A 17,896-nucleotide genomic window follows, 5' to 3' on the forward strand; every position below is an offset into this window, starting at 1 on the left:
ACCGGCCAAGGCCGGATGCAACCGCTTGCCCCGGAACGAGGGTATTTTTACAGCGTCGTTATGGTGGGGGCTCGTAAAGGGAGGTAGTGATCATTGTTGAACACGTCGGAAGCTGATTATTTTGCCCTGCGGCGGCTCATTCTCATTGATGCCTACCGCAAAGGCGCCATCACTGAATTGAAGCTTGATGGCCATACCTCCCTCACAGGAGCGAATGGCGTGGGCAAGACGTCGCTGCTGCGACTGATTCCCTTGTTCTATGGGGAAAGCCCGAACAAGCTGGTGCAGGGCGGAGGCGTTAATCAGTCCTTTGTGCAGTACTACCTGCCCCACACCACCTCTTTCATCGTGTTTGAGTACAGCCGGCGCGGCAAGGTCTGCATGGTGGTGTTACATGCTTCCCGCTCCGGCGAAAGCGTTTACTACCGTTTCATTGATCAACCATTCGCCTTGGAGCGGTTCCGCGACGAGTTTGGTGACCTTGTCATTGGCCCCGATCTCAACCGCCACATCCGGAAGCGAGGCGAGTTCTGTTCGGAGCAAATCACCGCTCTCTCGGATTACCGGGCCATCATTCAGAACGCTGTTTCTGGAAATCGCGATCACCGGACGCTGGCAGCGAACTTCTCATTCGTCGGGCCGGGTAGCCGTCTGAGCCATGTCGAAAAGATCGTGACCGGCATGTTTTCGCGGGTGACAAATTTCCGCGACATTAAACGGATGATCGTCTCCTGCATTGTTGATGACAAGACCAGTATCCGGCTTGAATCCAGCAAGACGACCATGAAGGACTGGGTGCGCGAGTACCGAGCCTACGCAGTGGTGATGGAACAGGCCGGTCGCATGAAGGATTTCCAGGCAGCGCAAATGCGTCACGAAGCGGCTGCGCGGCAACTTCAGCTTGTTCACACCGATTTTGCCCGCCTGCAGCAGGTGCAAGAAACTGCAATCGAGCAGGCAAAATCCAGGGCGGGTGAGATCCAGGGCGAAATGCAACTCCTGGAAGACCAAACCAACGCTCAGTTGCGCGAAATCAGCAGTCAGCTTGGTGTGGCCGAAGGGCAGGTTAAGAGCCTGAAGGGCACCCTGCAGGGTTTGGATAAGCAATACCGCGCCTACGAGAAGGAAGATCTTCCTGGCCTTGCACGTTTGGTCGATGCCTTGCCGCAGCTAGCCGACGATCTGGAAACGAAAGACAAGCGGGAGAAGGCGCTACTCGGAGAGTCGCAGAATCTGGCCAACCGTTATGCCGAGATGCGCAATTTGCGTATCGAAGCCTTCCATACGCTGGAGCGAGAAAAGAATGCGCTGAAGGAGCCAATTCGAGTCAGAGGTCGAGACGAGGAAGCGCAAGCGCGGCAGTCGGCTGATGAGACATGGCAGGCCATCGTCGCGGAATTCGATCGACAGGAAGAAGCGATCAGCAACGCGAAGGAGCGGCTGGTCGAGCAATTGGGCGGGCTAAAGCAGGCAGCTGAGTATCCGCAAGCCAACCCCCAGGTCGTCGCAGCCAAAGAGCAGGCTTACACTGAGCGTGACACAGCAGCGGAGGCTGCTGCCACGGCGCTGTCGGCATATGAGGAAGCAAAGACGGCGCACCAGGCAGCCACAGATGCGTTCCGTGCCATCGATGACCAGATTCAGGATCTACGAGAGCGAGAAAAGAAGGATCAAGCGGCGCGGGCGCACCTGCTCTCGCTCAGAGACGCCGCACCAGGCACGTTGCTTCACTTCTTGCGAGAAAACCGTCCAGACTGGACCAGGGACATCGCAAGGGTGGTACCCGAGGAGCTGTTGTTGCGCACCGATCTCACGCCCACGTTGGTCAGTGAGGATGCCCTTTCTCTGTATGGCATCGGCCTGGATCTGGCTGCGCTCGATGTTCCGAGGGCAGCCGACGAGGAGGTGCTGCGGCAGAAAATCGAGGAAGTCGATCGGGCCATCGGGCGCCATCAGCGAGATGCAAAGGCCAAGGAAAAAGAACTGGAAGCGCAATCCGATCGTGTCCGCCAGGCGAAAACGGCCTCTGACGACAAGCAACGCCTTCATGTCCAGGCCGCGAATGCAGCACGGTCATGCCAGACAGCCTTCGAAGCGACGGAACGGGCGTTGGCAGAGGATATTCGTCAGGCCGGCATTCGTGCCCGACAGCAACTGCAAGAAGTCCAGCAATCTGTTGAGAAGAATAAGCAGGCCCTGAACACACTCAAATCAACCCGAAACGCACGCAAGCAGAGCCACGAAAGCGAGCTGAAAAAGCGCTTGGCGGCAATTGAAGCGCAGGTTAAAGCCGACATCGGTGAGATTGATCAGGTCATTGCATCGGCAAAATCAACCTGCGATCAGGACATCGGTGCGCTGAATAAGGAGTTGGACTCGGCGTTGAAGGCACAGGGCGTCGACACCGCTTCGCTCGAGAAGCTTCAGAAGGAGAAGTCGGAGGCGCAGGAGAGGTTGCAGAAAGCCCGGTCCAATGAGGCTAAGGTCGGCGATTGGCGGCGTTGGCTGAAATCCGAGTGGGAAACCCGCTCAGAGAAAGAAGCTGAATTGAAGGTGGCGGAAGCCAGTGTCCAGCAGTTACTGGAGCAGGAGTCCAAGGCCCGCAAGGCTCGTGAGATCAAGCATGGCGAGCTGGATAAGGCGCTCAGCCAAGTCAATCAGGAAAAGGCCAAGGTAGAGAAACTACATGGCTTCGTGGTCAAGCGCCGAGAGAAGCTGACCCGTTGGCCGGCGGATCCCATCGGGCCGCTGGCCAAGCCGCTGCGAGACCAAGATGCCTTGGAAGCAGATATGGATCGGCTGCTTCTGGATATTCATGGTGAGGAAGCGCGAGCTCGAGAGGCGTTGGCACCGATCAAGCGAGTATTCTTTGAGTCACCGGGCACCACGCCCTATCAGTTCTATGACAAGAAGCGTCTGGAGTTGGGGCCGGATCAGGACGGAGCTTCACCATTCCTGTGGGTGGCCCCCATGCAAGAATGGTTCGAGGCCGAACACGAAAATGCCCGCAGGTTGCTTTTGAGTCAGTGTCGTAACTTCGCCTCGGGCATCCATGAGTTCCATGATCGGCTCGATGGTTTCAAGCGCAAAGTCGGCATCTTCTCGAAGGACTTGCAGGAGAACATGGCGGCATCGACGCGTTTCCGCTTCATCAGCAGTGTGGCGGTGCGTATCACCACTTCATTCGATGGCTTGGATGGTTGGGAAAAAATCAAGCTGCTGGACGAGGAGTACAGCGTGTGGGCCGGCAAGGACAGCAACGATTTACCCGGCCCCGCGTTCGCTGATGCGGTCGATCAGGTCAGCGATTGGCTACAGGGCCGCCATACCCTGGATGTGAAGCTGGAAGACCTGCTGGGTCTGGAAATCGACATCGAGGAAGCGGGGCAACCGAAGAAGACGGTAAAAGATGAAGGGCAACTGCGAGATGCTTCCAGCAACGGACTTTCCTATCTCATTCTCTGCGTCGTGTTTGTCGGCCTGATCAACAAGATTCGTGCCGGCCAACCCGTACAACTGGTCTGGGCCTTGGACGAGTTGCGCGATCTTGATCTCGACAACGTGAGAGTTCTACTGGATATGTTGGCGGACAATCAAATTCACTTGATTTCCGCCTTCCCCGATCCCGAGCCTGAAATCCTGGCCCTCCTGAAGAATCGGTACGCCATCCAGGAAGGGCGTCGCCTTGCAACGTTCCAGCCGGAGGTGGCCAATGTTTGAAGCGACGGTCATCAAGCTTCTGGAAGGGGCGTTTATTTGCCGGACGGCATACCCCGATCTCTTTTCCTTTCTGGAGGATGAATCAACCCGCCGCCAGGTGGACGGTTATCTGACCCAGATCGGCCGTCGTCTGGCCGCGACTTCCCATGGCGAGGCGTACTACGCAGCCCACAGAGCGGTTGGCCCCAGCGAACGAACGGAAATCAGATCCCTGTTCAAGGAAGTGAAACACGAGCTTCGGCCTGTGCTGGGTTTCCTTAACCTGATCATGCAGGCACAGCGTGCCGACCGAACCCTTGGTACGGGCGATGTGATCGATTTCCCCAAGACGCTGCTACACATCTCCGAGAACCCACATCTGGGTGAGATGTTGCGGGGCTTCGCGGCGCTGGGGAAAGAGTTCGCATCCAGTGATGCCAATTTGCGCACCTTGCTGGATCGGTTGTTGCAGCAGATGGTGAAGACTGGCTACCTCATCCCGGATCGCCAGGGCGACCGCTTCGAAGTCACCGGCAAGATCGATTACTTCTACGAAGTCGTGGATTTCCTCGCCGAAAATGAGCAGGCCATTCGCGAGGCACAAGACCAAGAATCCGAGGGCGAGACTGGGAGGTTGTTTTGAGTCGGGATGGTGTAAAGCACCTGATCGGCCGCCTGGCCACTCACCAGCATCTGGTTTCCCACGCCTATTACAACAGCGAGTTGATTAAGGACGAGGAGAACGCCCGAGGGATTGAGTTATTGCAACAGCACAAGGTGCTGATCCCGCGCGGCGACGATGCCTACACCCTTCACACGACCTTCCGCCGCTTTCTGGATGCCGCACTGAATATCGAACGGCTGTACGGCATTGGCTCCGATCTTGGCGTTGCGTTTGAGCGGCTGGAGCAGCTGACGAATGCGCTGTTTGATGTCGCTCATGAAGGGAAAATGGAAGACCGCGAGCGGATTGAGGATGAGATCCGTCAGTCCATCTATGAGATATCCGACAACCTGGCAGCCGATCTGGCGCATCTCAGAACACTGGTCGAAAACCGTTTTGGCAATGTGAGCACCCTGGCCGAGAAGAAACGCCAGAATGCCTATTACATTGGCCGCACGGAAAAGGTAGTACGGGCAATTGAACTCTTCACCCTTTCCGATCTGGGCGAGCGGATTCAGACACAGGGAGCGTTTGCGAACATCGCTGCCATGTTCCGTGCCCAGCTACAGGAGCGCCTGCCTTCATTCCGGCAGAATCTGAGCGACATCCTGGAAATTCTGAAGCAGTATCTGTTTGAGTACCGCGAAATCGAGGAGCGGACTCGGCGGGTGCGTAGCCTATGGCTGTATCTTGAGCGTCATCCTGTTTATGAGTTGCAGGAATGGGACGAAACCGCTCATCCCCAGCCCTGGCTGCTGAAGGCATCGGGACTATCAATACGCAGCCATCCTTGGGTGCGAGATTCGGAATACACAGACGCTCTTGCAGATCTCGCGGGTGACATTGCACCACCGCCCCTTCGCTTGCCGGTTGAGCGACCTCGCGGAACACTGATTGAGGATGATCCTGCCCCGTCGGTAATCCTTCAGATCAAGCCTTACCAGTGGGCTATCGAGAATCTCATCACCACCTGCAAGTCGCAGAATGTCCGCGCATCCGCCTTGGAGTGGTATTTCGACCACCCCAACGACCTCGGCGGCATGAGCGTTTCGGTCTGGCTGCAATGCGTGCTGGAAGATCTCGGGCCAAGAAAGAAGAAAGAGCTCGGAATCGCTGTGGTCGCCGAGGAGTCACCCGATCCCATATTTACCGGCAATGTCATGGTCAGTGATGTGCATGTGGAGCCGGCGTGATAGATAAGCGGCTTATCAATACCTTGCTGCGGATTTTTCATTCCCCGGACACCCGCTTCGCCTCCGGGCGAGCAATCAGTGCCTTTTGTGCTGAGTACAACCTTGGCGTCAGGCAGAGGAGTTCCCTAGTATTCAATGATGCACACAAGGCGGAGATCGGGCGGATCCTCAAGGGAGAGCTGGGTATTGATCCGGCGGCGACGACAGCCGATAGCTGGAAGGGCTTGGGTAGAGCTGAAAGTCTGATGCTTGCTAGGGATGAGAAGCTCACCAGTCGTACCGTCGGGGAGGGCAGATTGAGGTTGAAAACATTGCCCGGGCGGGTTCTGCAGGTTGCTGGTGGTAGCTGGTCCCTGCCGAATCGCGCCGATCTTGGGCTGGATCTGAGCGCAGTTCTCGAGAGTGAAATCGGCCACGATGCCCTGCTGATCGTCGAGAACCTACAAACCTTTGATGACCTCCATACGGTAGGTCCGGAAGTGATGGGCAATTTGTCCGCGCACGATCCGCTTGTGATTTATCGTGGCGATACCCAAGGTGGCGCGCGAGCAGATGCTGTTCATGCGCTGGTTAGCGGTACGGGGCTGCCGGTTATCGCGTTTGTTGATTTTGATCCCGCCGGCCTGGTCATTGCGTCTCGCTTGCCAAGACTGGATACGGTGTTGGCCCCCTCTTTGAAGGAATTGGCGGAAATTATCCAGGCCAGTGGTATTGCCAAGCGCTATCTCGAGCAAGTGGCGATGGCGGCTCACGCTATGCAGCGGATTCAAGGGGACCCCCGTATGGCTCCTCTGTGGCATGTCATCGATGCGGCTGGCAAGGCGCTTCCACAAGAGTATTTTCATCGCCACGCAAAATAGCTGATTGGGCTCATAATTTGAGCCAGTACCACCTGGGCAATACGCACATGCGAGAAGGTGCGAAGACAGTGGGCGATTCAGTTTCGTGGTCGCAACAGTATCCGGCTGAATGCTTGATGGCCAAACCGGCGCCGCGAGAGCGGCACAAGTCGCTCGGCCTGCTCTGACCCTCAAGCGCTTCCGGTGGGTGGTGGGGGATGCTGGGTACAACAAAAAAGCGCCCCGAAAGGCGCTTGGTTGCTTGCTCTGTGGCGGAGAGGGCGGGATTCGAACCCGCGTTAGGCTTTCACCTAAACACGCTTTCCAGGCGTGCGACTTAAACCACTCATCCACCTCTCCGCGAAAGCGCGCGACTATAGCAGAAAGCCCCGATGTTTGCCGCATCCGTGAGGCCCGGCGGCGGTCGGCGTGCGGGGCTCACATCTTCCGCCGATAGCGCTCGATCACCCGCGGTACATAGCGACGGGTTTCGGCGTAGGGCGGAATGACGCGGCCGTGGCGTTCGACTGCACCTTCGCCAGCGTTGTAGGCCGCCAGCACCAGTTCCAGCCGGTTGTCGAAGCGCAGCATGAGGTCGCGCAGGTAGAGGGCGCCGCCCATCACGTTCTGGTCAGGATCGAAGCGGTCGGCGACGCCGTAGCGGCGCGCGGTGTCCGGCATAAGCTGCATCAGGCCGGCGGCGCCCTTGGGCGACACCGCGCGGGCGTTATGGCCGGATTCGACCGAAATGACCGCGTGCAGCAGATGCGGATCCACCCCCGAGGCGCGGGCGGCGCGCGCGATGCTTTCCGGATAGCGGACGTTCGGGGCCAGGGGCGGCAGGCCGGCGTCCGGTACGTCTATCAGCAGTTCGAAGCCCGCCTCCTGCGGCGCATCGGTCAGGTGCAGCGCACCGCCCGCGTCCTCGCGCACATATACATCCGCGCGTGCAAGCGAGCAGGCGAACAGTGCAGCGATCATCAGGCAGGCGGTGCGGGGCGTGTTCATCTGGGGGCAATACAGCGGGTCTAGAATCCGCAAAGTTTCAATTCCGCGTCCGAATGCTTACAGTCGCGTTGTCACATGGCGTTCAGAGTGCATGCTCAAGGCTGCACCATCATGACGCGATTTCCATCGTATGCACAGGATCCGCCCCATGCACAGAAATACTCGCCACGCCGGTTTCACGCTGCTCGAACTGCTGGTGGTGATGGTCATCATCGGACTGCTCGCCGGTTACGTCGGACCGCGCTTCTTCAGCCAGATCGGCAAATCCGAAGTGAAGGCGGCCCGGGCACAGATCGACGGGCTGGAAAAGGCGCTCGATCAGTACCGTCTGGATAACGGCCGCTACCCCACGACAGAAGAGGGTCTGAAGGCACTGACCGAGCGGCCGTCCACCGCGACCAAGTGGTCCGGTCCCTATCTGAAGAAGGCGGTGCCGCTCGATCCGTGGGAACGTCCCTATATATATAAGGCACCGGGTGAGCACGGCGAGTACGACCTGAGCTCGCTCGGCAAGGACGGTCAGCCGGGCGGCACCGACGAAGCGGCCGACATCACGAACTGGTGACAATGCAGTTCCGCATCCGCGCGCTTGACGTCACCCAGCGCATCATCCAGCTGCAGATCGACGCGGCCGACGAAATGTCGGCGCGCGCGCAGGCACAGGCCGACGGCCTGGTCGTGCTGTCGGTCGCGCGTGCGCGATCCCTCGCCTGGGCGCCCGGAAGACAGCGCTTTCCGGTGCTGCTGTTCTGTCAGGAACTGCTGGCGCTGCTGCGCTCCGGCCTGTCGCTGGTCGAGGGGCTGGAGGTGATGGCCGAGAAGGAGGGGCGCACGCTGTCGCGTACCGTACTGACCGCGCTGATCGACGCGCTGCGCCAGGGCAAGACGCTGTCGATGGCGATGTCGGCGCAGAACGCCATCTTTCCGGATCTGCTGGTGGCCATGGTGCGCGCGTCCGAACGGACCAGCGATCTCGACCAGGCGCTGGAGCGCTACGTCGCCTACAGCGAACAGCTGGACAGCCTGCGCGGCAAGCTGGTCGCCGCTGCCACCTATCCGGTCATCCTGCTGGTGGTGGGCATGCTGGTGGTGCTGTTCCTGCTGGTATTCGTGGTGCCCGAATTTTCCAAGGTGTATGAGGACATTTCGACCGAACTGCCGCTGGCGTCGCAATGGCTGCTGGCCTGGGGGCATTTCGTGAAGGCGCATTCGGCAGTGCTGGGCCTGGGCTTCGTGGCCGTGGTCGCCTCACTGGTCTGGACCTTCGGCCAGCCGGCAGTCCGTCAGGGCCTGCTGGCGCAGTTCGAGCGGATGCCGGGCATCGGCAGCCGCATGCGGGTATTCCGTCTGGCCCGTTTCTTCCGCACCGTGGGCATGCTGCTGCGCGGCGGCATACCGGTGGTGCAGTCGCTCGAACTGGTGCGCGAACTGCTGCCAATTCCGATGCAGCAGAGCCTTACCCGCGCGCTGCTCGCCATCCGCGAGGGCAGGGCGGCGTCCGATGCCTTCACCGACAACGACCTGAGCACCGCGGTCGCCTCGCGCATGCTGCGCGTCGGCGAGCGGGCCGGCAATCTGGGCGACATGATGGAGCGCATTGCCGCCTTCCATGACGAAGAGATGACCCGCTGGCTGGACCGTGCGACCCGCCTGTTCGGGCCGCTGCTCATGCTGGTGATCGGCCTGGCCATCGGCGGCGTCGTGGTGCTCATGTATCTGCCCATCTTCCAGCTTGCGGAAAGTCTGCAATGAGCGCGCAGCCCCTCACACCGCCCCCTTCGATCCCGGTGACCGAACTGTCGCCTGATCTGCTGGCGCGTGCCCGGGCGCGCGCCGGCCGCGGCTCGGTCATGCAGGCTTTGATCGACCTGTCCGGTGCGTCGCCGGAGGACATGCGCGACCGCGTGGCCAGTCGGCTCGGCGTGCCTGCGCTGCGCAGCGCCGATCTCAATTCACTGGCCATGAATCTGGGCAGCATCCGCTTTTCCGAGGCGCTGTCGCGCTCGGTGGCGGTGGCAGAGGATGCCGGCGGCGGGCGTATCGCGGTGGTGGCCGACCCCTACGACCTCGCGCTGCAGGACTGGCTGGCCGCCGCGCTGCACGACCGCTTCGAGCTGTGTCTGGCCACCCGCGACGACATCACCGCAGCGCTCGCCCGCTTCGAGGACAGTCAGCGAGCGTCCGCCGGTCTGCTCGACGAGAACGCCCAGGCCGGCAGCAGCGCCGCCGAGGTGCTGTCGCTGGCACGCATCGCCGATGATTCGAGCCCGGTGGTGCGGGTGGTCAATTCCACGCTGTACGACGCGCTGAAGCAGGGCGCGTCAGACATCCATCTGGAATCGGTGCCCGCCGGCATGCAGGTGAAGTATCGGGTCGACGGCGTGATGGTGCGCATCGGCCAGATCGCCGGTGCCGATACCGCGGAGCAGGTGATTTCGCGCATCAAGGTGCTGGCCGAACTGGACATCGCCGAGCGCCGCGTGCCGCAGGACGGCCGTTTCAAGGTGGCCTATGCCGGCCGCGACATCGATCTGCGGGTGTCGGTCATGCCCAGCGTGCACGGTGAGGACGCCGTGCTGCGGGTGCTGGACAAGGAACACCTGACCGAAGAGCTGCAGGCGCTCACGCTGGAAAGCCTGGGCTTTGACGACATCGCGCGCGCCGCCATGCGCAAGCTGGCCGCCGAGCCCTACGGCATGCTGCTGGTGACCGGCCCGACCGGTTCCGGCAAGACCACCTCGCTGTACGCCACCATCGGCGAAATCAACCACGGCCTCGACAAGATCATCACCATCGAGGACCCGGTCGAGTACCAGCTGCCGGGCGTGCTGCAGATTCCGGTGAACGAGAAGAAGGGCCTCACCTTCGCGCGCGGCCTGCGTTCGGTGCTGCGCCACGACCCGGACAAGATCATGGTGGGCGAGATCCGTGACGGCGAAACCGCCGAGATCGCGGTGCAGGCGGCGCTGACCGGTCACTTGGTGCTGACCACGGTTCACGCCAACAACGTGTTTGACGTGATCGGCCGCTTCCTGCACATGGGCGTGGACCCGTACAACCTCGTGTCGGCGCTGAACGGCATCGTGGCTCAGCGCCTGCTGCGCCTGAACTGCCGGCACTGTGCGGTGCCGCAGGTGCCGGACGCAGCCCTGCTGGAAGAATCCGGTCTGGCCGGCCTGATCGGTGCCGGCGGCTACGATTTCCGCGCCGGCACCGGCTGCGGCCACTGCCGCGGTACCGGCTACAAGGGCCGGCGTGCGATCGCCGAACTGCTGGTGCTGGACGACGAACTGCGCGAGCTCATCGTCACCCGCGCACCGATGCGGCAACTGAAGGAGGCCGCGCGGGCGCGCGGCACGCGCACCCTGCGCGAAGCCGGACTGGCCCTGGTGGCCAACGGTGAAACCAGCCTCGCGGAATTGAACCGTGTCACTTTTGTCGTCTAGGGCGCTCCAGCTCGATCTGGGCCCGCACGGACTGCAGCTCGCGCGCGCGGGGCAGGTGCTGCATGCCTCCGCTCAGGTACTGGCGCTGCAGGCCCTGCCCGCCGCGCTCGATGCGCTGCCGCCGGCCGCCACGCCGAGACGCGCCGCGCTGTCGGTCGGCATCGACAATGCGTGGGTGCGCTGGCAGGTGATCGACATTCCGCCCGCCGTGTCGGGCCGCGAAGAGCGCGCGGCGCTGGTACGCGCGCGCATGGCCGAGGTGTTCGGCAGCGCGGCCCAGGGCTGGGCGGTGGCCTGGGACGACCGGCCGGCATCGACCGTGCTGGCCTGCGCGCTGGACGCCGGTGTGCTGCAGCACCTGCAGGCCTGGACTACGGCGCGCGGACTGAGACTGCAGAGCGTGCAGCCGGCCTGGCTGCGCGGTTACGCGGCGCTGCGCGGTGACGCGGCGCTCGGCGGCTATGCCGAACTGAGTCACGGCTGGCTGTGCCTGGGCCTCTGGTCCGGCGGCCGCTGGCTGCACGTGCGCGGCGAGGCGATGAGCGACCCGGCCGGGCTGGCCACCGTGCTCGAACGCCGGCTCGCGGCCTTCGACGGTGATCTGGATGGCGGCCGGCTGTTCCTGCGCGGCATGCCGGCGGTAAGCCTGCCGCGGGGCTGGCAGTGCGTGGCGGGAGCCGACCGATGAGCCGTCGTCCGCCGCTGCCGGAACTCGATTTCGTCGTCCGCCGTCGCGCGCCCGGCTGGCTGGGCTGGCTGGTGCTGGCGCTCGGCGTGGCCGCCGGACTGTGGGTGTTCGAAACGCATCAGGTACTGACCGGGGAGGTCGAGGCGCTGCGGCTGGACAATCGCCGCGCCGCCCGCGCGGCCGAACAGGCCCGGGTGCTGGCCCGGCGCGAACAGGAAGATCCGGCGCTGCGTGCCCGTTTCGAGGTGGCGCGCAAGCTGTCGCAGCAGATGGCGCGTGACTGGCAGCCGCTGTTTGCCGCGCTGGAAGCGCGTGCCGGCGAACATGCCCAGGTCGCGCTGCTGTCGGTCGAACCGGACGCGACCCGCGGGCAGCTTCGGGTGACCGGCGAAGCCAAGGATCTCGACGCGCTGTTCGCCTACGCCGAATCCTTCGGCGCGGCTGGCGTGCTCGCCGCGCCGCGCATCGAGGTGTTCGAATTCAAGCAGCGCGAGGGTGTGCAGGTGGTGGCCTTTTCGCTGCGACTGAACTGGAGGCGGGCATGAAGGCCCGGGGCGAGGCGGGCATGGGCGTGCTGCAGACCCGATTGACCCATGCGGTCGCGCGGGCCGGCTGGGCGGGCGCGCTGGGTGCCGGACTGCTGGCCTTTGCGCTGGCACTGCATCTCGGAGCCAGTGCGCCGCTGCAGGCGGAACGCCTGACGCTTGAAGCCGAGCGCGATGCGCTGGCGCGCAAGGTGGCGCAGGGCGTGACCGTGGAGTCGCCACGCGAACAGGTGGAGCGTTTCGACGCCGCGCTGGTCGAGCGCAGCCGGCTGCCTTCGCTGCTGGCCGACCTGTCCCGGCTGGCGACCGCAGGCAAGCTGTCGCTGGCCCGGGTGGAAAGCCGCGAATCCCAGCCGCTCGGCTCGGGTTACGCCCGGCAGGAATATCTGTTCCCGTTGCGTGGCAGCTATCCGGCGCTGCGCACCTGGCTGGCCGACATCCAGCGGCTGTCGCCGTCGGTGCTGGTCGAGGACGTGAATCTGCGCCGCGAGGATGTGGGCCGCGACGCGGTCGAAGCGACGGTACGGGTGTCCATCGTCATGAAGGACGCGCCATGAACCGCGGTCTGCTCGCTGCGCTGGCGATTACGCTGCTGGCCGTGGCCTATGTGTCGCAGCAGGACGAGGCGGTGACCGATGACACCGTTGCGGCACCCCGCGCGGTTCGCAGCGCGGGCAGTGGCAGCCCGCGCGCCACGCCGCCGGCGGCCGCTGACGACGGTGCGCTGCTGGCTGCGGCCCCGGCCCGCGTCGCGGCTGAGGTCGGGCACGACCTCTTCGCGCCGCACAGTTTCCTGCCGCCCCCGCCGCCGGCCAGTACACGACCGGCACCGCCGCCGCCCCCGATGGCGCCGCCGCTGCCCTTCCGCTATCAGGGCCGCATGACCGAAGGCAGTTCCACCGTGGTGTTCCTGACCCACGGCGAGCGCGTGCTGGTCGCGCGTCAGGGCGATCTGCTGAACAACCAGTACCGGGTCGAGTCGGTCGGCCCGACCGCCATCACCTTCCTGTTCGAGCCGCTCAAGCAGCGGCAGACACTGTCCACCGGAAACACGAAATGAGCGCACCTGCCATGAGCGCATCGCTACTCCGCCGCCTGTACGCGGTCACCTTCGCCCTGCTGCTGCTGACGGTCGGTGGCTGCGCCACCAACAAGGCCTTCGAGGACGGCCGCCAGGCGCTGATGGCCGGCGAGCAGGACAGGGCGCTCAGCCTGTTCGAACAGGCCGCCCGGCAGTCACCGGACAACGCGGAAATTCGCGCGACGCTGATGCGGCAGCGGGAACTGGCGGTGGCGCGCGGGTTAGCCCAGGCAGAGGCGGCCCGGGCTGCCGGCAATCGCGAACAGGCTAACGCGGCGCTCGACCGCGTACTCGCGACAGACCCGCGCAGCCCGCGCGCGCTGGCGATGCGGGACCAGCTGATACGCGGCGTGAAGCATGACGCGATGGTGGCCGATGCCCGGACGATGTTCGCGCGCAAGGACGTGGCCGGTGCCGAGGCGCGGGCGCGCAACGTGCTGGCACAGGACGCGGGTCATGCCGGTGCACGTGAACTGCTGCGCCAGATCGAGGAAACGCGGCCGAAGCAGCAGGCGCCGGCCGTGCTGGGCGACATGTTCCAGAAGACGGTGACGCTGGAGTTCCGCGATACCTCGATGCGCAACGTGTTCGAGGCGATCGCCCGTTCGACCGGCATCAATTTCGTGTTCGACAAGGACGTGCGCCCGGATATCAAGGTGACGCTGTTCGTGCGCAACACGACCGTGGCCGAGGTGATGCGCCTCATCCTGATCACCAACCAGCTCGAGCGCGCGGTGCTGTCGGAAAACACGGTGCTCATCTATCCGAACACCGCCGCCAAGGTGCGCGAGTACAAGGAGCTGGTCACCCGCACCTTCTTCCTGGTCAATGCCGAGGCCAAGCAGGTGCAGAACCTGATCAAGACCGTCGTCAAGACCAAGGACATCTACATCGACGAGCGGCTGAACGTGATCGTGATGAAGGACACCGTCGACGCGGTGAAACTGGCCGAACAGCTGGTCGAATCGGTCGATGTAGCCGAGCCGGAAGTGATGCTGGAAGTCGAGGTGCTGGAGGTCAGCAGCAACAAGATGAAGGAACTGGGCATCGATTTCCCGGACCAGATCGGCTACGGCATCCTGACGCCGAACATCAGCAACTCGGTCAGCACGGCAGCCGGGATCACGACCACAACCACGCTGGGCGGCCAGTTGCTGCAAGGCAATATCAATCTGAAGGACACCAACGGGCTGGTGGTGCCCTATGTCAGCAATCCTGGTCTGATCCTGAATCTGAAGGCCACCGACGGCGCGGCCAACCTGCTGGCCAATCCGCGCATCCGGGTGAAGAACAAGGAAAAGGCCAAGGTGCATATCGGCGAGAAGCTGCCGGTGTTTACCACGACCTCGACCGCCAACGTCGGCGTGTCGGCGTCGGTCACCTATCTCGACGTGGGCCTCAAGCTCGACGTCGAGCCGCTGATCCATCCGGAGGACGACGTCGACATCAAGATGTCGATGGAGGTGTCCAGCATCGTCAAGGAAGTGACCGGCCCGCAAAGCTCGCTCGCCTATCAGGTCGGTACCCGCTCGACCGCGACCGCGCTGCGGCTGAAGGACGGCGAAACGCAGATCCTCGCCGGCCTGATCTCGGACGAGGAGCGCACCAGCGCGTCGCGTCTGCCCGGTCTGGGTCATCTGCCGCTGATCGGCAAGCTCTTTTCCAGCGAACGCGGCAGCAACAACAAGACCGAAATCGTCCTGCTCATCACGCCGCGCATCGTGCGCAATCTGAGCCGGCCGGCGCACATTTCGCCCGCGCTGCCGGCAGGTACCGAGGCGGCGGTGGGCGCTGCCGCGCTGTCGGTGCGGTCGGGCGGAAAGGATCAGGGGATGAGGCTGAGCAGCGGCGGTGGCGCGGTGCCCGGTGCGCCGGCGACACTGCCGGTGCCGTCGCGCATGCCGCAGCCGGAGGCCGCACCGGTGCCGGACGTCGTGCCGCCTGAAGAAGAGGGCGCGGCCGAACTGCGCATGCAGTCTTCCGGTGAAGTGACGCCGGGCGGCGAGGCCGGCGTCATCGTGTCGCTCAGTGCGCCGGGCGGGGTGAGAAGCGCGGTGATCGAACTGGCCTATGACCCGAACGTGCTGACGCCGCAGGGCAATGTCAGCGCCCCGGGGCGGGTCGCGCTCACCCTGAGCGGTTCCGGTCAGGAGGTGAGGGCGGAACTGCGTTTCCGTGCGCTGCCGAATGCGCCGGCCGGGGCCACCGGCATCCAGGTCGGCAATGTGATGGCCGTGGCGCCGGACGGCAATCCGCTGCAGGTCAATCCGCCGTCGCCGGTCGATATCGTGGTGAAGGGTCCGTAAGGAACGCCTGCAATTTCAGTGGTGCACGCAGCTTGGCGGGCGCCCAAAAGCAAAGGGGGAAGGCCATGCCTTCCCCCTTCTTTCAGGAGCGCTCCGTAAAGCGGCGATCAGCCGGCCTTGCGGTGCGCGCGGGCTTCCTTTTTGAGGCGCTTGAAGGCGTCAGGATCGGTCGCACGCAGGTACTCGATCACTTCCATGTCTTCGCGGCGGATCTTGCTGATGTCGATCTGTTCGACGTGCACCAGGCGCAGCAGGGCCTGGACCGGCTTGGGCATGTTGCGGCCGCTTTCGTAACGGGAACCGCCGCTCTGCGTGACGCCGAGGCGAGACCAGAACTGCGATTGGTTCATGCCCAGCTTCTTGCGAATTTCGCGTGCGTCGATGTTGTCGCTTGCTTTCATGCTCGTTGTCCTTGATGAGTTGAATACCGGACGATCGCGCCGTGCCTTTGAAATCCGGTTGCCGGCTGCGTCAGTTCCGCATCTCTGCGTACTCCCTTGCCTATAACTTAAGTTATAGACAAAACCCAGTATAAATGATCACAACGTCCTGTTCAAAACAGGTTTGCATATGTTTGCAAGCATGATCATCGGGTGAAGATGCGGAACGGATGAGCTGTTTCAGGCAGGCTGGCGGCGTTCGTTTGACCCCTGTTTCCAGCGGGGAATTTTCACCGCGAACGGATCGGATACAATTGCGGGTTTTCGTACAACGTCCCGGAAGTACAGATGGCACTCATCGTCCAGAAATACGGCGGCACCTCGGTCGGCAAGCCCGACCGCATCAAGAGCGTTGCCCGCCGGGTCGCCGGCTATGTCGCGCGCGGCCACAAGATGGTCATCGTCGTGTCGGCCATGAGCGGCGAGACCAATCGCCTGCTGGGCCTGGCGAAAGAGATTTCGCCGACGCCCGATCCGCGCGAACTCGACGTGATCGCCTCCACCGGCGAACAGGTCACCATCGGTCTGCTGGCCATGGCGCTCAAGGACCTCGGTCTGAAGGCGCGCAGCTACACCGGGGGCCAGGTCCGCATCCTGACCGACGATGCGCACACCAAGGCACGCATCCTGTCGATCGACGAGCAGAACATCAAACGCGATCTCGATGAAGGTCACGTGGTCGTCGTCGCCGGTTTTCAGGGCGTGGACGAGAAGGGCAACATCACCACGCTGGGCCGCGGCGGTTCGGACACCACCGGTGTCGCGCTGGCCGCTGCGCTGGGTGCCGACGAGTGCCAGATCTACACCGACGTCGATGGTGTGTACACCACCGACCCGCGCATCGTGCCGGAAGCGCGTCGCCTGGACCGCATCACCTTCGAGGAAATGCTGGAAATGGCCAGCCTCGGTTCCAAGGTGCTGCAGATCCGCTCGGTCGAATTTGCAGGCAAGTACAAGGTCAAGCTGCGCGTGCTGTCCAGTTTCGAGGACGAGGGCCATGAAGGTCCGGGCACGCTGATTACTGTCGAGGAAGACGTCAATATGGAACAACCCATCATCTCCGGCATCGCCTTCAACCGCGACGAAGCCAAACTGACCGTGCTGGGCGTACCGGACCGTCCGGGCATCGCCTATCAGATCCTGGGGCCGATCGCCGACGCCAACATCGACGTCGACATGATCATCCAGAACGTGGGCCATGACGGTTCGACCGATTTCTCCTTCACGGTTAATCGCGGCGAGTACACCAAGGCGATGGGCATTCTGGAAAGCGTGCGTCAGCACATCGGTGCCCGTGAAATCACCGGCGACAACAAGATCTGCAAGGTGTCGGCGGTTGGTGTCGGCATGCGTTCGCACCCGGGCGTGGCCAGCAAGATGTTCCGCACGCTGGCGGAAGAGGGCATCAACATCCAGATGATTTCGACTTCCGAAATCAAGGTGTCGGTGGTGCTCGACGAGAAGTACCTCGAACTGGCCGTGCGCGTGCTGCACCGCGCATTCGAACTGGACCAGCCGGCGCAGTAAGCGGCTGGAATAAGTTGCGCGCGGATTTGACCGGAGCGGGGCTTACCGGTATAGTTCGCGCGCTTTGAAGCACGCAGTAAACGGAGAGGTGGCCGAGAGGTCGAAGGCACTCCCCTGCTAAGGGAGCATACGGGCTAAAACCTGTATCGAGGGTTCGAATCCCTCCTTCTCCGCCAAAGCAACCATCGATCAAAAAATGGTTGCAGTGTTGAAAAAGTGTGCTATAGTTTTGCCTCTCTGCAGCGCGCCCGTAGCTCAGCTGGATAGAGTACTTGGCTACGAACCAAGGGGTCGGGCGTTCGAATCGCTCCGGGCGCGCCAAATTACCGCAGAGAAACAAAGAGATAGGCCAGTCAATTGACTGGCCTTTTTCTTTTTCAGCGCCGTTCAGGCGCGCCCCCGGCGCCACCGCCTGCGGCTCCACCATTTCCTGCTTTCAGCGATCAGTTCCCTTCGGGGC

General features: G+C 62.8%; 15 protein-coding genes and 3 tRNA genes. 15 read left to right on the top strand and 3 right to left on the bottom strand.

What is annotated here, in order from left to right; translation table 11 throughout:
* Positions 1 to 96 precede the first annotated feature (96 nt).
* The 4 genes from METUNV1_RS03545 to METUNV1_RS03560 are packed head-to-tail and all read left to right on the top strand — an operon-like array spanning position 97 to position 6,416.
* Complete coding sequence (locus METUNV1_RS03545; RefSeq protein WP_157257862.1) at positions 97 to 3,720, top strand: ATP-binding protein; 3,624 nt, start codon at positions 97 to 99, stop codon at positions 3,718 to 3,720.
* Entirely contained in the window at positions 3,713 to 4,342 is a 630-nt protein-coding gene (locus tag METUNV1_RS03550; protein ID WP_043358945.1) for a condensin complex protein MksE, read from the top strand. Before METUNV1_RS03545 ends, METUNV1_RS03550 begins: the two co-directional genes overlap by 8 nt.
* The gene (locus tag METUNV1_RS03555) at positions 4,339 to 5,556 is read left to right on the top strand and encodes a hypothetical protein (protein ID WP_008058916.1); all 1,218 of its coding nucleotides are present in this window, start codon (positions 4,339 to 4,341) and stop codon (positions 5,554 to 5,556) included. Before METUNV1_RS03550 ends, METUNV1_RS03555 begins: the two co-directional genes overlap by 4 nt.
* Positions 5,553 to 6,416, top strand: coding sequence for a DUF7281 domain-containing protein (locus METUNV1_RS03560; protein ID WP_008058919.1), 864 nt, complete (start codon positions 5,553 to 5,555; stop codon positions 6,414 to 6,416). Before METUNV1_RS03555 ends, METUNV1_RS03560 begins: the two co-directional genes overlap by 4 nt.
* Positions 6,417 to 6,665: 249 nt before the next feature.
* Here the strand turns inward: METUNV1_RS03560 and METUNV1_RS03565 are convergent.
* Both METUNV1_RS03565 and METUNV1_RS03570 read right to left on the bottom strand, forming a co-directional pair.
* Positions 6,666 to 6,755, bottom strand: a tRNA-Ser gene (locus METUNV1_RS03565).
* A gap of 78 nt (positions 6,756 to 6,833) precedes the next feature.
* The gene (locus METUNV1_RS03570; RefSeq protein WP_008058921.1) at positions 6,834 to 7,403 is read right to left on the bottom strand and encodes a lytic transglycosylase domain-containing protein; all 570 of its coding nucleotides are present in this window, start codon (positions 7,401 to 7,403) and stop codon (positions 6,834 to 6,836) included.
* 148 nt (positions 7,404 to 7,551) lie between these two features.
* Between METUNV1_RS03570 and gspG the strand changes: the two genes are divergently transcribed.
* From gspG to METUNV1_RS03610, 8 genes are read left to right on the top strand one after another with little or no spacing between them, the layout of a single operon-like run.
* Complete coding sequence (gene gspG / locus METUNV1_RS03575) at positions 7,552 to 7,968, top strand: type II secretion system major pseudopilin GspG (RefSeq protein ID WP_008058928.1); 417 nt, start codon at positions 7,552 to 7,554, stop codon at positions 7,966 to 7,968.
* 2 nt (positions 7,969 to 7,970) lie between these two features.
* Positions 7,971 to 9,155, top strand: coding sequence for a type II secretion system F family protein (locus tag METUNV1_RS03580; protein ID WP_008058929.1), 1,185 nt, complete (start codon positions 7,971 to 7,973; stop codon positions 9,153 to 9,155).
* Positions 9,152 to 10,849: a GspE/PulE family protein gene (locus METUNV1_RS03585; RefSeq protein ID WP_008058930.1), complete on the top strand. Its 1,698-nt coding sequence runs from the start codon at positions 9,152 to 9,154 to the stop codon at positions 10,847 to 10,849. Before METUNV1_RS03580 ends, METUNV1_RS03585 begins: the two co-directional genes overlap by 4 nt.
* Positions 10,830 to 11,537 (top strand): hypothetical protein, encoded by a 708-nt coding sequence (locus METUNV1_RS03590; RefSeq protein ID WP_232416270.1) that lies wholly within the window; start codon positions 10,830 to 10,832, stop codon positions 11,535 to 11,537. Before METUNV1_RS03585 ends, METUNV1_RS03590 begins: the two co-directional genes overlap by 20 nt.
* Positions 11,534 to 12,082 carry a hypothetical protein gene (locus METUNV1_RS03595; protein WP_008058933.1) on the top strand — a complete coding sequence of 183 codons (549 nt, stop codon included), beginning with the start codon at positions 11,534 to 11,536 and terminating at the stop codon, positions 12,080 to 12,082. The genes METUNV1_RS03590 and METUNV1_RS03595 overlap by 4 nt, the downstream gene beginning before the upstream one ends.
* Complete coding sequence (locus tag METUNV1_RS03600) at positions 12,079 to 12,639, top strand: GspMb/PilO family protein (protein WP_008058936.1); 561 nt, start codon at positions 12,079 to 12,081, stop codon at positions 12,637 to 12,639. The genes METUNV1_RS03595 and METUNV1_RS03600 overlap by 4 nt, the downstream gene beginning before the upstream one ends.
* Positions 12,636 to 13,142 carry a hypothetical protein gene (locus tag METUNV1_RS03605; RefSeq protein WP_008058939.1) on the top strand — a complete coding sequence of 169 codons (507 nt, stop codon included), beginning with the start codon at positions 12,636 to 12,638 and terminating at the stop codon, positions 13,140 to 13,142. Before METUNV1_RS03600 ends, METUNV1_RS03605 begins: the two co-directional genes overlap by 4 nt.
* Entirely contained in the window at positions 13,139 to 15,469 is a 2,331-nt protein-coding gene (locus METUNV1_RS03610) for a secretin N-terminal domain-containing protein (RefSeq protein WP_008058940.1), read from the top strand. The genes METUNV1_RS03605 and METUNV1_RS03610 overlap by 4 nt, the downstream gene beginning before the upstream one ends.
* Positions 15,470 to 15,576: 107 nt before the next feature.
* On the opposite strand, the gene METUNV1_RS03615 is transcribed toward METUNV1_RS03610, so the two are convergent.
* Complete coding sequence (locus tag METUNV1_RS03615; RefSeq protein ID WP_008058942.1) at positions 15,577 to 15,870, bottom strand: helix-turn-helix domain-containing protein; 294 nt, start codon at positions 15,868 to 15,870, stop codon at positions 15,577 to 15,579.
* A gap of 327 nt (positions 15,871 to 16,197) precedes the next feature.
* Here METUNV1_RS03615 and METUNV1_RS03620 point away from each other — a divergent pair, with 327 nt between their 5' ends.
* The 3 genes from METUNV1_RS03620 to METUNV1_RS03630 all read left to right on the top strand — a co-directional run bounded on the left by METUNV1_RS03620 (position 16,198) and on the right by METUNV1_RS03630 (position 17,757).
* Entirely contained in the window at positions 16,198 to 17,436 is a 1,239-nt protein-coding gene (locus tag METUNV1_RS03620) for an aspartate kinase (RefSeq protein ID WP_008058944.1), read from the top strand.
* Positions 17,437 to 17,518: 82 nt separating this feature from the next.
* A tRNA-Ser gene (locus METUNV1_RS03625) sits at positions 17,519 to 17,612 on the top strand.
* A 68-nt stretch (positions 17,613 to 17,680) separates the two neighbouring features.
* A tRNA-Arg gene (locus tag METUNV1_RS03630) sits at positions 17,681 to 17,757 on the top strand.
* Positions 17,758 to 17,896: the final 139 nt, after the last annotated feature.

The organism is Methyloversatilis universalis FAM5 (assembly GCF_000214035.2).
Lineage (GTDB): Bacteria > Pseudomonadota > Gammaproteobacteria > Burkholderiales > Rhodocyclaceae > Methyloversatilis > Methyloversatilis universalis.